Here is a 16,178-nt window from a genome sequence, read left to right as displayed (position 1 = left end):
TCAAGTAAGTTTTTCTATTGCGCAAAACGTCCGAAAACCTTCTTAATCATTGATAACTTGAAAGGAATCTAGTATGAAAAAACTGTTTGCATTAGCTGCCGCAGCCCTCATCCTGTCAGCTTGTTCCAGCACTTGGTCCGGCGCAAAAGACGATACCAACCGCAATTGGGACAAAACCAAAGAGACTGCCGAGCGCGTAGCCGATAAAACCAAAGAAACGGCAGAACACGTTGTCGACAAAACCGGTGAAGCCGTTAAAAAAGGCGGCAATGCAGTAGGCCGCGGCATGAGCCATGTTGGAGAAAAAATCGAAGCCGCTACCGAATAATTCGGTAAATCAGGCCGTCTGAAGCTCCTGACTCCGTTTCAGACGGCCTGATACATTATTAATTTTTCAGACATTTTCACGATTCCAAGCAAAGGAAGAAACAATGAGTAATCCGTCAAGCTGGTTTGGTATTCACGCTCATGATTTGGATCGCGCCAAAGCCTTTTACGAATCCGTATTCGACAAGCCCCTGCAAGACGTTGGCGGCAACGGATTCCGTTTCATCATTTTCCCAGCCGATTACACCCAACACGGTACGGCCGGCATGATTTGGCACGACAGCAATGCCCAGCCCGGCCACGGCGGTACAACCATTTTCTTCAATTGCCCGGATTGTGCCGAAACAGCAGAAAAAGCCGTTGCAGCAGGCGGCAAACTGTTACAAGAGAAATTCCGCATTGCCAACGGCTTTGCAGCATTTATCGAAGACACAGAAGGCAACCGAATCGGTTTGCACAGCACACGCTAACCCGAATAGCCATAAAATTTCCCATTATTACTATAAGAATCTGACATGAAAGCCTTTACCAAAATCACCGCCATCGTCGCCCCGCTCGACCGCAGCAACGTCGATACCGATGCCATCATCCCCAAACAATTTCTGAAATCTATCAAACGCAGCGGCTTCGGCCCCAATGCCTTTGATGAATGGCGTTACCTCGACCACGGCGAACCTGGCATGGACAACAGCAAACGCCCGTTGAATCCGGATTTCTCCCTGAACCAGCCACGCTATCAAGGCGCACAAATCCTGTTGACGCGTAAAAACTTCGGTTGCGGCTCTTCACGCGAACACGCCCCTTGGGCATTGGACGACTACGGCTTCCGCGCCGTCATCGCCCCCAGCTTTGCCGATATTTTCTTCAACAACTGCTACAAAAACGGCCTTTTGCCTATCGTTTTGACAGAAGAACAGGTTGACCAGCTTTTCAAAGAAGTTGAAGCCAACGAAGGCTATCAGCTCTCCATCGACCTTGCCGAGCAAACCCTGACCACCCCTAGCGGCGAAACATTCACATTCGACATTACCGAACACCGCAAACACTGCCTCTTAAACGGCTTGGACGAAATCGGCCTGACACTGCAACACGCTGACGAAATCCACGCCTTTGAGGAAAAACGCCGCCAAAGCCAGCCTTGGCTGTTTAACGGTTGATATACAAAAGGCCGTCTGAAAAATTTAAGTGTTTCAGACGGCCTTTAATCTACAAAAATATACCATGATTACCGACACCATAAGCAATGCCACCCGCTACGCTGCCTTGCATCCCGACTTTGCCGAAGCCTTCCATCTGTTGCAGACCCTAAATTTTGCCAAGCTGCCGGACGGCCAAGTACCATGCGAGAATCCCAATATCCGTATTTTTATCGGTAGCGAGCCGATGAGGACTAAGGGAGAAGCCCAGCCTGAAGCGCACTTAAAACATATTGATATTCAAACGCCGATTGACGGCAGCGAAACATATGGCTGGATAGACAGAGGCCGTCTGAAAAACGGTTTAGGCTACAACGAAAAGCGCGATATCGAGTTTTTCGACTGCGAGCCGGAAACCTGGCTGACCTTGGAGCCAGGTGAATTTGCGCTATTCTTCCCGAATGATGCGCATGCCCCATTGGTCGGCGACAGGGCGAACATACGCAAAGTTGTTTTTAAAATCCGTGTTGAAACCGAACGTCTATAATATTTCAGACGGCCTTATCCCCTTATTCAGGACACAATATGTCTTTTTTCAGCAGGTTGTTCCGCTCCAAACCTAAATTAATGACTTGGCAGGAATTTGTCGAATACTTTGCCCATCGCATTCAAGAAGAATTGGATCTTGAAGCAAAAATCGACTGGGGCGAAACTATTGCTTCTTCGCCCATCATTGTCCAGTTTTCCGAAGACGATGAAGCATCGTTCAGCACATATTTGAGCAACCATTACACAAGTTATCTGCAAAATCCCGAGGCCTTGGAAGCTATTGTTGCAGCTAATTTAGCAGTTATCGATAAGATTCAGGACGCTGATGCCAGTGTTTCAGCACAACAAATTCTTCCGACGATTAAAAATACGATTTATCTGGAAAATGCCAGACTGATTACAAATACGGACGAAGCCGAACCTGACGATTACCTGGTATACAAACCGATTGCCGGCGATATCATGTTGCTTTATATGGTGGATACGGAAGAATCCATGCATACGCTCAATCGTGAGCATATGAAAGAGGCCGGTATTGAAGATGAGGACGCCTTGTATCGTACCGCCATGGATAATCTGCGCCAACGAATGAATGGACGTGTTCAAATTCATCATGCCGAAGGTTGGTCATTGGCTCAAATCCATTTGGACAACGACTATGATGCTTCCCTGATTTTGCTTTTGGACGAAGTACTTAAAGACGATCCTATGCTGCCGGCCAACCCCGTTTTTGCAGTCCCGGCACGCAACGCCCTGCTCGTTTGCAGCCCGTCCGATGAAGAGGCTTTGCAGGCGATGGCAAATATTGCCCTGCAGGCATTTGAAGACTCTGCCTACGCGATTTCTACCCAGCTTTACCAGTACCATAATGGTACAATCAGCGTTTTCAGAGCAAATTGATTTAAGGCCGTCTGAAAAACAGACGACCTGCCCTTTACCTAAAACCTTCCCATAAGGAAACCCGAAATGACCAAACATATCGCTATCTTGCGCGGCGACGGCATCGGCCCTGAAATCGTTGCAGAAACCGTCCGCGTACTCGACAAACTTATCGAACAAGGTTTGGATGTCAGCTACGAATACGCGCCTTTGGGCGGCGAAGCCTATGACGAATACGGCCATCCTTATCCAGAATTCACGCAAAACCTTTGCCGTAAAGCCGATGCGGTACTGCTTGGTGCAGTCGGTTCTCCTCAATACGACAATCTCGACCGTCCATTGCGCCCTGAGCGCGGATTGTTGGCCATCCGTAAAGACTTGAATCTGTTTGCTAATTTGCGCCCTGCCATTTTGTATAAAGAGCTGGCCAATGCTTCCACTCTGAAACCGGAAATCGTAGCCGGCCTCGACATCCTTATCGTACGCGAACTGACCGGCGATATTTACTTTGGCGAGCCGCGCGGCATCCGTGTTTTGGAAAACGGCGAACGCGAAGGCTACAACACCATGAAATACAGCGAAAGCGAAATCCGCCGTATTGCCCACGTTGCCTTCCAATCCGCCCAAAAACGCAGCAAAAAAGTCTGCTCCGTAGGCAAAGCCAACGTTTTGGAAACCACCGAACTGTGGCGCGAAATCTTTGAAGAAATCGGCAAGGAATACCCTGATGTCGAGCTTTCCCATATGTACGTCGACAACGCCGCCATGCAGTTGGTACGCGCGCCCAAACAATTTGACGTGATTGCTACCGGCAACATCTTCGGCGATATCCTCTCTGACGAAGCCTCCATGCTGACCGGCTCCATCGGTATGCTGCCTTCCGCTTCTTTGGACGAAAACGGCAAAGGCCTGTACGAACCGTCTCACGGCTCTGCTCCTGACATTGCCGGTCAAAACAAAGCCAATCCGCTGGCAACCGTTTTGTCCCTCGCTATGTTGTTGCGCTACAGCCTGAACGACGAAGCACGCGCGCAACAAGTCGAAAACGCCGTACAAAAAGTACTGCAACAAGGCTTGCGTACCGGCGATATTTACGAAGAAGGTACCAAACTGGTTTCCTGCTCAGAAATGGGCGATGCCGTATTGGCTGCTTTGTAAGAGGCCGTCTGAAAAAGCGTGGGATCAATCCCGCGCTTTTTTATATGCGAAACTTGAAACCATAAAAAAGGGCGTGTCTTCACACGCCCTTATGTCTTTTTCAGACGGCCTTAAGATTGAAAAAATCAACCTCTTTTGTGTTTGCCGCCAAAGCTGTCGTTAGACTTACGTTTGCCTTTAAAGCCTTCGCCGCCTTTTTTGAACCCGTCAGCTTTTTTGAAACCGTCTTTCTTAAAGCCATCTTTCTTGAAACCGTCTTTTTTATGGCCTTCGCCGCGAGCTTTACCGCCGAAACCTTCTTTAGCCGGTTTCTTATCGCCGCGCCAGCCGCCGGATTTACGATCGCCCCAGCCGCCTTTACCTTTCGGTTTACCACCGGCAGATTTGCGTTTGCGGGTCGGTTCCATGCCTTCGATGGTCAGCTCAGGCAATTTGCGGCCAATGTATTTTTCGATTTTGTGTACTTTGACGTATTCGTTCACTTCGGCAAAGGTAATCGCAATACCGGTACGGCCTGCGCGGCCGGTACGGCCGATGCGGTGAACGTAGTCTTCAGCCTGTTTCGGCAAGTCATAGTTGATAACGTGGGTAATGGTCGGTACGTCGATACCGCGTGCGGCTACATCGGTGGCAACCAAAATTTTGCAGCGGCCTTTACGCAAGTCCATCAGCGTGCGGTTGCGCCAGCCTTGCGGCATATCGCCGTGCAGGCAGTTGGCGGCAAAACCTTTTTCGTACAATTCATCCGCGATGACTTCGGTCATGGCCTTGGTTGATGTAAAGATCACGCATTGGTCGATATTGGCATCGCGCAAGATGTGGTCGAGCAGGCGGTTTTTATGGCGCATATCGTCGCAGTACAACAGCTGCTCTTCGATTTTGCCTTGATCGTCCACACGCTCAACTTCGATGGTTTCAGGGTCTTTGGTCAGTTTGCGCGCCAGTTTGCCTACCGCGCCGTCCCAAGTGGCGGAGAACAACAAAGTCTGACGATCGCTCGGCGTCGCTTCCACGATGGTTTCGATGTCGTCGATAAAGCCCATGTCCAGCATACGGTCAGCTTCGTCCAGAATTAACACTTCCAAACGGGCGAAATCGACTTTGCCGCTCTGCATCAAGTCCATCAGACGGCCCGGAGTGGCGACAATCAGGTCAACCGGTTTGCTCAAAGCACGGGTTTGGTAGCCGAAAGATGCGCCGCCAACAATGCTGACAGTACGGAACCAACGCATATTTTTAGCATACGCCAGCGCGTTTTTTTCCACTTGCGCCGCCAATTCGCGGGTCGGAGTCAACACCAACGCGCGCGGGCCTTTGCCCGGTTTTTCGCTGCGCTTGGTCAGTTTTTGCAAAGTTGGCAGCAGGAAGGCTGCGGTTTTGCCTGAACCGGTTTGTGCCGAAGCCATAATGTCGCGGCCGTCCAAAGCAAACGGAATCGCTTGCGCCTGAATCGGGGTCGGGCTTTCATAACCCTCGCTGCTTACGGCAGACAAAATGTTTTTATCAAGATTCAAATCGGCAAATTTAATAGACATATCTATCCTAAGAGACAACAACGCGCACGCCTGAACAATTTCAGACGACCTGAAGCAAAGGAAAGTAACGATACGGGAAATGTGAAGTTACAGGGTTGTCGCAAGCATCTTGCTTGTGGTTAACATCGACGACAACCTGCACAGAAAAGGCTTTGCAAATATGCAAGCAATAAAAGAAACGCGCCCGAAACGGCGGTTTAGGTTGGATGACGATGGCTTCGTATCAAAAGACGAACGGCGGATAATATAGATTTTATAGACAACAGTCAAGCAAAAAGACATCAAGTGCGTTAAAATCCAACCCCTTCCCAATACTTATTCAGGCCGTCTGAAACCATGACCGACATTACCCCCTTTGCCAACCGTTTGGGCAAAAACATCAAACATCTTATGAAATGGGCCAAACGCAACAATATCGAAGCCTGGCGCATTTACGACCGCGATATTCCCCAATTTCCCTTTGCCGTCGATGTTTACGGCGACCAAATCCATCTTCAGGAATACGATACCGGCTGGCTGATGCAGCCCGAAGAATACGAAGCATGGCTTGCCGATGTATTGGAAGCCATCGGTTTTGTAACCGGTTTTGCGCCCGAACAAATCCACCTCAAACGCCGCGAACGTCAAAAAGGTTTGCAGCAATACGAGAAAACCGGCAAAACCGGCGACGATTTCGTCATCACTGAAAACGGCCGCAAGTTTTGGGTCAATCTCGACAAATACCTTGATACCGGCCTTTTCCTCGACCACCGCAACACGCGCAAAAAAGTCGGCGAAACCGCAGCTGGTAAACGCTTCCTCAACCTGTTTTCCTACACAGGCAGCTTCACCGTCTACGCTGCAACCGGCGGCGCGGTAACTAGCGAAACCGTCGATTTGTCCAACACTTATCTCGAGTGGGCAAAACGCAATTTCGAACTCAACGGCATCAACCCCGAACAACACAAAATCGTCCGCGCCGATGTGTTCCAATACCTGCAAAACGCCGCAGACGAAGGCAAAAAGTTTGACCTGATCGTCATGGATCCGCCCAGCTTTTCCAACAGCAAAAAGATGCTCGACATCCTCGACATCCAGCGCGACCACAAAAAACTGATTGACGGCGCAATGAGCCTGCTCGCTTCAGACGGCATTCTCTATTTCTCCAACAATCTACGCAGCTTTGTGTTGGATGATTCTGTATCGGAACAATACGCCGTCAAAGACATTTCCAAACAGTCCGTTCCCGACGATTTCCGCAACAAAAAAATCCATCAATGCTGGGAAATCAAGCATAAAGTCGCATTTCTCATACAATTTATGAAATAGTCATCCGAGTTAATAAGGATATTGGATATGATAAATATAACAACAACATGCCAACTAATATTATGACGATCCAAACAGATAAGCATGGTAATTTAATAACTAAGACCCCAGGTAGAATACAATGAAGAATAATGTTAAAAATTGGACAACGAAAGAAGTCAAGCAATCATTAGATGAATTTAATGATGTTTTAATTAAAAATACTTTTCTTCTTCAGTATCTGAAAAAAGAGTTTTCAGCTTCAAGTGCTTATTGTTTGTCTATGCTGCCTGAAGAAGAAGATATATATGAAATATTGGTTAATGGGAATATTATTGTTGATTTAGAATTTAATAAACATACAAATGAAACAGTTGTTATTAATGTTACTGATGTTGATGAATACTTGAAAACTTTAACCAATGAGAGTGGTAGAGTATTTTTTACATTAGCAAAAGAAATCGGCAAACAGAAAAACATTTAACAAGAGCGAAATACAAATTAAAAACTCAATGGAGTGATGGCGTATTTAGGATAGATAAACATCAGGCCGTCTGAACGCCAGTTTTCAGACGGCCTGATTGCTATATTGAATCTCTCAACCAATAGGCGCATAATTTAAGAGATTGTTGACAATATCAAAAGGAAAAGAACATGCAAAACTACCTGACACCCAATTTCTCATTCGCCCCCATGATTCCGGAACGCGCGCTCGGCAGCCGGGTTTGGGATACAGAAGGACGAGAATACATTGATCTGTCAGGCGGTATTGCTGTGAACGCGCTGGGGCATTGCCATCCCGATTTGGTTGCAGCCTTGGCCGAACAATCGCAAAAACTCTGGCACATTTCTAATATCTACACCACCCAACCGGCGCAAGAATTGGCCCAAAAACTGGTCGAAAACACCTTTGCCGACAAAGTGTTTTTCTGCAACTCCGGCGCAGAGGCCAATGAAGCCGCGCTGAAACTGGCGCGCAAATACGGCCGCGATCATTTTGGCGAACACAAAACCGAAATCATCTCCTGCCTCAACAGCTTCCACGGCCGCACCCTGTTTACCGTATCCGTCGGCGGCCAGCCCAAATACAGTAAAGACTACGCGCCGCTGCCGGCCGGCATTACCCACGTTCCCTTCAATGATGTTGCCGCATTGGAAGCAGCCGTCGGCGACAAAACCTGCGCCGTGATTATCGAGCCGATTCAAGGCGAAAGCGGCATCCTGCCTGCCACCCAAGAATATCTGCAAGCCGCACGCCGTTTATGCGACAAACACGGCGCATTGCTGATTTTGGACGAAGTACAAACCGGCATGGGTCATACGGGCAAACTGTTTGCCTACGAGCATTACGGCGTGACGCCCGATATCATCAGCTCTGCCAAAGCCTTAGGTGGCGGCTTCCCGATTGGCGCGATTCTGACCACCGATAAAATCGCCCCAACCTTCGGCCCCGGAACGCATGGCTCGACCTTTGGCGGTAATCCGATGGCGTGTGCCGTCGGCAGCCGCGCATTTGACATCATCAATGCGCCCGAAACATTGGCACACGTTGAACAACAAGGCCAAAAACTTCAGACGGCCTTGCGTGAAATAGGCGAAAAAACCGGCGTATTTAAAGAAGTCCGCGGCATGGGCTTGCTGCTCGGCTGCGTGTTGGCGGACAAATACGAAGGTAAGGCTTCGGAAATCACCGCCGCCGCTTTAAAACACGGCCTGATGGTACTGGTTGCCGGTGCCAATGTGGTGCGTTTCGCCCCCAGCCTACTGCTGAACGATGAAGACATGGCCGAAGGCTTGAAACGTTTTGAAGCAGCCTTGGCCGAATGGTTGGCCTGATTTTTAAAACCCAATATCCAAATCAGCCGACAGCTTTTGTTCTTAATTGATGCCATATAGTGAAGGCCGTCTGAAAGACCGTTTGAGTTTTTCAGACGGCCTTTTTTCAATATTGAAAACAACATCCGCCTACATACTTTGTCATTTGATGTTTGTTAAAAATCGTACTGGTTCTTCGTGTTACGCTTGGTAAACAATTTGATTTTGCGAAGAAAAGGAACAGGAGATGGTATCGTTGAAAACACAAATCGCCGGTTTTTCTTTTGACAACTGCCTGATGAATGCCGCTGGTGTATCATGCATGACTGTTGAGGAATTGGAAGCAGTCAGACAGTCTTCAGCAGGCACTTTCATTACCAAGACCGCAACGCTTACCCCTCGTCAAGGCAACCCCGAGCCGCGTTATCGGGACGTCCCTCTCGGCAGCATCAATTCGATGGGTTTGCCGAATCAAGGCATTGATTACTATCTGGATTACCTGCTTACCCTTCAAGAGTCTCAGCCGGAACGGACATTTTTCCTCTCACTGGTCGGGATGTCGCCCGGCGAAACACATATCCTGTTGGAAAAGGTGCAAAATAGCGGGTTTAACGGTATTACCGAACTCAACCTATCCTGCCCAAACGTCGCCGGCAAACCGCAAATTGCCTACGACTTTGAAACCACCGAGATGATTTTGGATAATGCCTTTACCTACTTCGACAAGCCCTTGGGCATCAAATTGCCGCCGTATTTCGATATTGCCCATTTCGATCAAGCGGCGAAAGTGTTCAACCGCTATCCCCTAAAATTCGTCAACTGTGTCAACTCCATCGGCAACGGCATGTATATCGAAGACGAATCCGTCGTGATCCGCCCGAAAAACGGCTTCGGCGGCATAGGCGGCCAATACATCAAACCGACTGCGCTCGCCAATGTCCACGCGTTCTATCAAAGACTAGATCCGTCTATCCAAGTTATCGGAACGGGCGGCGTTTACAGCGGCCGTGATGCGTTTGAACACATCTTGTGCGGCGCAAGCATGGTGCAGATAGGCACGGCGCTACACCAGCAAGGCGTAGACATTTTTGAACGGGTTTCCCTTGAATTAAAAGCCATCATGGCGCAAAAAGGCTATGAGAAGCTGGAAGACTTCAAAGGCAAATTAAAATATTTTGAATAAGGTTTACTCTAAAAAACGCCCAAGGCCGTCTGAAAATTTCAGACGGCCTTGTTGTATAATTGCTCCCCACATTACCCGTCTTCCCCTTCAATGAAACTCAACCCCCAACAGCAAGCCGCAGTCAAGTATCTAGGCGGCCCCCTGCTCGTCCTTGCCGGCGCAGGCAGCGGCAAAACCGGCGTGATTACACAAAAAATCAAGCATTTGATTGTCAATATCGGCTATCTGCCGCATACCGTCGCCGCGATTACCTTTACCAATAAAGCCGCCACGGAAATGCAGGAACGCGTCTCCAAAATGCTGCCCAAGTCGCAAACGCGCGGGCTGACGATTTGCACCTTCCACTCTTTGGGCATGAAGATTCTACGCGAAGAAGCCAATCAAATCGGTTACAAAAAAAACTTTTCCATTCTCGACTCTACCGACAGCGCCAAAATCATCGGCGAGCTCTTGGGCGGCACGGGCAAAGAAGCCATATTCAAAGCGCAGCATCAAATTTCCCTTTGGAAAAATGATTTAAAAACGCCTGAAGATGTCGTTCAGACGGCCGCTAATGTGTGGGAACAACAAACAGCGCGCGTCTATGCGAGTTATCAGGAAACCCTTCAAAGCTATCAAGCAGTAGATTTTGACGACTTAATCCGCCTGCCTGCCGTGCTGTTGCAGCAAAACAGCGAAGTGCGCAACAAATGGCAGCGGCGGCTGCGCTATCTATTGGTTGACGAATGCCAAGACACCAACACCTGCCAATTCACCCTAATGAAGCTCTTGACCGGCGCGGAAGGCATGTTTACCGCCGTCGGCGACGACGACCAGTCCATCTACGCATGGCGCGGCGCAAACATGGAAAACCTGCGTAAAATGCAGGAAGACTATCCGCAGATGAAGGTCATCAAATTGGAGCAAAACTACCGCTCCACCGCGCGGATTCTCAAAATCGCCAACAAAGTCATTGAAAACAACCCCAAGTTGTTCACCAAAAAACTTTGGTCGCAGTTCGGCGAAGGTGAAATCGTCAAGGTCGTTGCCTGTCAAAGCGAGCAACACGAAGCCGACTGGGTCGTCAGCCAAATCGTCAAGCAGAAGCTGGTCGGTGGCGACAAAACCCAATACGCCGATTTCGCCGTGTTATACCGTGGCAACCATCAGGCACGGATTTTTGAAGAAGCCTTGCGCAGCGCGCGCGTTCCCTACCAGCTTTCCGGCGGACAAAGCTTTTTCGACAAAGCCGAAATCAAAGACGTTTTGTCCTACTTGCGCCTGCTTGCCAACCCCAACGACGATCCTGCCTTTCTACGCGCCGTAACCACGCCCAAACGCGGCATCGGCGACGTTACATTGGGCAAGCTCAACACCTACGCGCACGAACACGAATGCAGCCTATATGAAGCCGCGCAAACCGAAGAAGCGCTTGCCCTATTGAACCATACCAACCGCCAACACCTGCAAGCCTTCATGGATATGATTGAAAACTACCGCACCAAAGCCGAAACCAGCGAAGCAGGCGAACTCATCAACGGCCTGCTCAAAGAAATCGACTACGAAAACCACCTGCTTGCCAGTGAAGAGGGTAAAGCTGGCGAAATCAAATGGCGCAACGTGAGCGACCTGACCGGCTGGTTGGAGCGCAAAGGCGAACAAGACGGCAAAAACATCATCGAACTTGCCCAAACCGTCGCCCTAATGACGCTCTTGGAAGGCAAAAGCGAAGAAGAAGTCGATGCCGTCAAACTCTCGACCCTACACGCCTCCAAAGGCTTGGAATACCCCTACGTTTTCCTCGTCGGCTGCGAAGAGGGCATCCTGCCGCACAACGACAGCATCGAAGAAGAAAACGTCGAAGAAGAACGTCGCCTGATGTACGTCGGCATTACCCGCGCCAAACGCCAACTTACGCTGACCCACTGCCTCAAACGCAAAAAGCAAGGCACATGGCAGTTCCCCGAGCCGAGCCGCTTTATAGACGAAATGCCGCAGGAAGACATCAAAATCCTAGGCCGCAAAGGCGGCGAGCCGATTGTGAGCAAGGAAGAGGGAAAAAGTAATTTAGCAGGATTGCTGGATATGTTGGGAAATAAAAGAAAAGGATAAAGCAAGGCCGTCTGAAAGTAAGGTTTCAGACGGCCTTATTGTCAGCAAAATGTCAAAGTCAACTATCAAATAATTTTTACTTTAGACCTTTACGCCTGTCTATCCCCATTCCTTCCGATTCTTCAAAAATAAACAAAAATAATCGAATAATCAGGTACAAAAATAAAAAATCAAACGATACGATTGCTCCATTCCCCTTCAATTCACAAGCAAAAATTGTCAACACTTGAAGTATAAATTCACAAGCAAAATTGCATTTTTCAGGTATAATAATGGATTCCCCAACTGCATTTTGTGAGCTGAATCCATGTCTGTTGTTCTGCCCTTGCGCGGTGTAACCGCCCTTTCCGATTTCCGTGTTGAAAAACTCTTCCAAAAAGCAGCCGCCCTCGGCCTGCCCGAAGTCAAATTAAGCAGCGAATTTTGGTATTTTGTCGGTAGCGAAAAAGCACTTGATGCCGCGACAGTCGAAAAACTGCAAGCCTTACTGGCAGCGCAAAGCGTTGAACAAACGCCCAAAGCGCGCGAGGGCTTGCATTTATTTTTGGTAACGCCCCGTTTGGGCACCATTTCTCCTTGGGCTTCCAAAGCAACCAATATCGCCGAAAACTGCGGTTTGGAAGGTATTGAGCGTATTGAACGCGGTATGGCAGTATGGCTCGAAGGTGTGCTTACCGATGGGCAAAAACAACAATGGGCAGCCCTGTTGCACGACCGCATGACCGAAAGCGTGTTGACCGACATCGATGCAGCGGCGCAACTGTTCCACCATATCCAATCGGAAACCTTCTCCAGCGTAGATGTATTGGGCGGCGGTAAAGAGGCTTTGGTCAAAGCCAATACCGAAATGGGCTTGGCGCTTTCTGCCGACGAAATCGATTATCTGGTTGAAAACTATCAGGCTTTAAACCGCAATCCGTCCGATGTTGAATTGATGATGTTCGCTCAGGCAAACAGCGAACACTGCCGCCATAAAATCTTTAACGCCGACTTCATCCTCAACGGTGAAAAACAATCGAAATCCCTCTTCGGCATGATACGCGACACGCACAACGCGCATCCCGAAGGCACAGTCGTTGCCTATAAAGACAATTCATCCGTGATTGAAGGCGCGAAAATCGAGCGCCTCTATCCAAATGCGGCGGAAAACCAAGGCTACCGTTTCCACGAAGAAGACACCCATATCATCATGAAAGTGGAAACACACAACCACCCAACCGCCATCGCGCCGTTTGCCGGTGCGGCAACGGGTGCGGGCGGTGAAATCCGCGACGAAGGCGCAACAGGCAAAGGCTCACGTCCAAAAGCAGGCTTGACCGGCTTTACCGTCTCCAACCTGAATATTCCGGGCCTAGAGCAGCCTTGGGAACAAGCCTACGGCAAACCCGGCCATATTGCTTCTCCTTTAGACATCATGATTGAAGGCCCGATTGGCGGCGCAGCGTTCAACAACGAATTCGGCCGCCCGAACCTCTTGGGCTACTTCCGCACCTTTGAAGAAAAGTTTGACGGACAAGTTCGCGGCTATCACAAACCGATTATGATTGCAGGCGGTTTGGGCAGCATTCAGGCACAGCAGACGCATAAAGACGAAATCCCTGAAGGCGCATTGCTGATCCAACTGGGCGGCCCGGGCATGCTTATCGGCTTGGGTGGCGGCGCGGCTTCTTCGATGGATACCGGCACAAACGACGCTTCTTTGGACTTCAACTCCGTACAACGCGGCAACCCCGAAATCGAACGCCGCGCGCAAGAAGTCATCGACCGTTGCTGGCAACTCGGCGACAAAAACCCGATTATCTCCATCCACGACGTCGGCGCGGGCGGCTTGTCCAACGCCTTCCCCGAACTGGTCAACGATGCCGGACGCGGCGCGGTATTCAAACTGCGCGAAGTGCCGCTGGAAGAACACGGCCTCAACCCGTTGCAAATTTGGTGCAACGAATCGCAAGAGCGTTATGTATTGTCCATTTTGGAAAAAGATTTGGATACCTTCCGCGCCATCTGCGAACGTGAACGCTGCCCGTTTGCCGTGGTCGGCACGGCGACCGACGACGGCCATTTGCAAGTGCGCGACGATTTGTTCTCCAACAATCCCGTCGATTTGCCGCTGAACGTCTTGCTCGGCAAACCGCCCAAAACCACGCGCAGCGACAAAACGGTTACGCCGTCTGAAAAACCGTTTAACGCGGGCGATATCGACATCACCGAAGCCGCCTACCGCGTTCTGCGCCTGCCTACCGTAGCCGCTAAAAACTTCCTGATTACCATCGGCGACCGCAGCGTCGGCGGCATGACCCACCGCGACCAAATGGTCGGCAAATACCAAACCCCCGTAGCCGATTGCGCCGTTACCATGATGGGCTTCAACACCTATCGCGGCGAAGCGATGTCTATGGGCGAAAAACCGACCGTCGCCCTGTTTGACGCGCCCGCCTCGGGCAGAATGTGCGTCGGCGAAGCCATCACCAACATCGCGGCGGTCAACATCGGCGACATCGGCAACATCAAACTTTCCGCCAACTGGATGGCGGCGTGCGGCAACGAGGGCGAAGATGAAAAACTCTACCGCACCGTTGAAGCAGTTTCTAAAGCCTGTCAGGCATTGGATTTGAGCATCCCCGTGGGCAAAGACAGTTTGTCGATGAAAACCGTGTGGCAGGATGGCGAAGAGAAAAAATCCGTGGTTTCGCCGTTGAGCCTGATTATTTCTGCGTTTGCTCCAGTAGAAGACGTACGCAAGACTGTTACGCCTGAGTTGAAAAACGTCGAAGACAGCGTATTGCTGCTGGTTGACTTGGGCAACGGCAAAGCGCGTATGGGCGGCTCTGCATTCGGTCAGGTTTACAACAACATGACCGGCGATGCACCTGATTTGGACGATACAGGCCGTCTGAAAGCGTTTTACAACATAATTCAACAGCTTGTCGCCGAAGACAAACTCTTGGCATACCACGACCGCAGCGACGGCGGCTTGTTTGCCGCTTTGGTAGAAATGGCATTTGCTGCACGTTGCGGCTTGAATGTGGATTTGACCTCGCTGGTTGCCAACCAAGCCGATGTCAACGAAGCAAGCATCCGTGCATTGTTCAATGAAGAGCTGGGCGCAGTGATTCAAATTGCCAAACAAGATGTTGCAGCCGTAGAAGCCTTGTTTAAAGAAGCTGATTTGGCACTGCATGCTGTTGCGACCATCGGTACTGACGAGAAAATCGTTATCCGCAATCAGGCAGGCATCGTACTGGAACAAAACCGCGCCGACCTGCAACGCGTATGGCAGGAAACCAGCCACGCCATCCAACGCCTGCGCGACAATCCTGCCTGCGCCGACAGCGAGTTCGCACTGATTGGCGACAACGACCGCAGCGCATTGTTTGCCGACGTGAAGTTTGATGTAAACGAAGACATCGCCGCGCCGTTTATCAACAGCTGCGCGAAACCCAAAATCGCCATCCTGCGCGAACAGGGCGTGAACGGGCAAATCGAAATGGCCGCCGCCTTCACCCGCGCCGGATTCGATGCCTACGACGTGCATATGTCCGACCTGATGGCAGGCCGCGTCCACCTTGCCGACTTCAAAATGCTGGCGGCGTGCGGCGGCTTCAGTTACGGCGACGTACTCGGCGCGGGCGAAGGCTGGGCGAAATCCATCCTGTTCCACCCTGCTCTACGCGACCAATTTGCCGCCTTCTTTGCCGATCCGAACACGCTGACATTGGGCGTGTGCAACGGCTGTCAAATGGTCAGCAACCTTGCCGAGATTATCCCGGGCGCAGAGGCATGGCCTAAATTCAAACGCAACTTGAGCGAGCAGTTTGAAGCGCGCCTGAGCATGGTTCATGTTCCAAAATCCGCATCGCTGATTCTGAACGAAATGCAAGGCTCCAGCCTGCCTGTTGTGGTCAGCCACGGCGAAGGCCGCGCCGACTTCGCGCTTCACGGCGGCAAAATTTCAGACGGCCTCGGCATCGCTCTGCAATACGTCGACGGACAAAACCAAGTTACCCAAACCTACCCGCTCAACCCCAACGGCTCGCCGCAAGGCATTGCCGGCGTGACCAATGCCGACGGCCGCGTTACCATCATGATGCCCCACCCCGAACGCGTGTACCGCGCCGCGCAAATGAGCTGGAAACCGGAAGACTGGACGGAACTGTCCGGCTGGTACCGCCTCTTTGCCGGAGCAAGGAAGGCGTTGGGTTAACCGGCAGGCTGATT

The 16,178-nt window shown here is 50.5% G+C and carries 13 protein-coding genes; 12 read left to right on the top strand and 1 reads right to left on the bottom strand.

Annotated features, from left to right (window positions below; genetic code table 11):
• Positions 1–73 precede the first annotated feature (73 nt).
• From LPB400_RS06820 to leuB, 6 genes are all read left to right on the top strand, one after another.
• Positions 74–328 (top strand): hypothetical protein, encoded by a 255-nt coding sequence (locus LPB400_RS06820; RefSeq protein WP_070589063.1) that lies wholly within the window; start codon positions 74–76, stop codon positions 326–328.
• A 103-nt stretch (positions 329–431) separates the two neighbouring features.
• Positions 432–797, top strand: coding sequence for a VOC family protein (locus tag LPB400_RS06815; RefSeq protein ID WP_003686332.1), 366 nt, complete (start codon positions 432–434; stop codon positions 795–797).
• 45 nt (positions 798–842) lie between these two features.
• A complete protein-coding gene (leuD, locus tag LPB400_RS06810; protein ID WP_003677355.1) occupies positions 843–1,484 on the top strand; it encodes a 3-isopropylmalate dehydratase small subunit in 642 nt (213 codons plus the stop codon).
• 64 nt (positions 1,485–1,548) lie between these two features.
• Positions 1,549–2,010, top strand: coding sequence for a YhcH/YjgK/YiaL family protein (locus LPB400_RS06805; RefSeq protein ID WP_219088535.1), 462 nt, complete (start codon positions 1,549–1,551; stop codon positions 2,008–2,010).
• Positions 2,011–2,048: 38 nt separating this feature from the next.
• Positions 2,049–2,912 carry a DUF1444 family protein gene (locus LPB400_RS06800; RefSeq protein WP_219088534.1) on the top strand — a complete coding sequence of 288 codons (864 nt, stop codon included), beginning with the start codon at positions 2,049–2,051 and terminating at the stop codon, positions 2,910–2,912.
• A 66-nt stretch (positions 2,913–2,978) separates the two neighbouring features.
• On the top strand, positions 2,979–4,049 hold the full coding sequence (gene leuB, locus LPB400_RS06795; RefSeq protein ID WP_004520344.1) for a 3-isopropylmalate dehydrogenase: 1,071 nt from the start codon (positions 2,979–2,981) through the stop codon (positions 4,047–4,049).
• Positions 4,050–4,174: 125 nt separating this feature from the next.
• On the opposite strand, the gene LPB400_RS06790 is transcribed toward leuB, so the two are convergent.
• Positions 4,175–5,584, bottom strand: coding sequence for a DEAD/DEAH box helicase (locus LPB400_RS06790; RefSeq protein ID WP_188208644.1), 1,410 nt, complete (start codon positions 5,582–5,584; stop codon positions 4,175–4,177).
• A 336-nt stretch (positions 5,585–5,920) separates the two neighbouring features.
• Here LPB400_RS06790 and LPB400_RS06785 point away from each other — a divergent pair, with 336 nt between their 5' ends.
• From LPB400_RS06785 to purL, 6 genes are all read left to right on the top strand, one after another.
• Positions 5,921–6,892, top strand: a complete 972-nt coding sequence (locus LPB400_RS06785; RefSeq protein ID WP_107769037.1) for a class I SAM-dependent methyltransferase — start codon at positions 5,921–5,923, stop codon at positions 6,890–6,892.
• A gap of 121 nt (positions 6,893–7,013) precedes the next feature.
• Positions 7,014–7,355 (top strand): hypothetical protein, encoded by a 342-nt coding sequence (locus LPB400_RS06780; protein WP_003686448.1) that lies wholly within the window; start codon positions 7,014–7,016, stop codon positions 7,353–7,355.
• Between the two features lie 170 nt (positions 7,356–7,525).
• The gene (locus tag LPB400_RS06775; RefSeq protein WP_107769036.1) at positions 7,526–8,707 is read left to right on the top strand and encodes an aspartate aminotransferase family protein; all 1,182 of its coding nucleotides are present in this window, start codon (positions 7,526–7,528) and stop codon (positions 8,705–8,707) included.
• A gap of 226 nt (positions 8,708–8,933) precedes the next feature.
• The gene (locus LPB400_RS06770; RefSeq protein ID WP_219088531.1) at positions 8,934–9,869 is read left to right on the top strand and encodes a dihydroorotate oxidase; all 936 of its coding nucleotides are present in this window, start codon (positions 8,934–8,936) and stop codon (positions 9,867–9,869) included.
• Positions 9,870–9,959: 90 nt separating this feature from the next.
• Positions 9,960–11,960, top strand: coding sequence for a DNA helicase Rep (gene rep / locus LPB400_RS06765; RefSeq protein ID WP_219088529.1), 2,001 nt, complete (start codon positions 9,960–9,962; stop codon positions 11,958–11,960).
• 307 nt (positions 11,961–12,267) lie between these two features.
• On the top strand, positions 12,268–16,164 hold the full coding sequence (gene purL, locus LPB400_RS06760; RefSeq protein WP_219088527.1) for a phosphoribosylformylglycinamidine synthase: 3,897 nt from the start codon (positions 12,268–12,270) through the stop codon (positions 16,162–16,164).
• Positions 16,165–16,178: the final 14 nt, after the last annotated feature.

Origin of the sequence: Neisseria perflava (genome assembly GCF_019334725.1) — a bacterium.
Taxonomy (GTDB): Bacteria; Pseudomonadota; Gammaproteobacteria; order Burkholderiales; family Neisseriaceae; genus Neisseria; species Neisseria subflava_A.
This window is presented reverse-complemented; position numbering and strand designations above follow the sequence as displayed.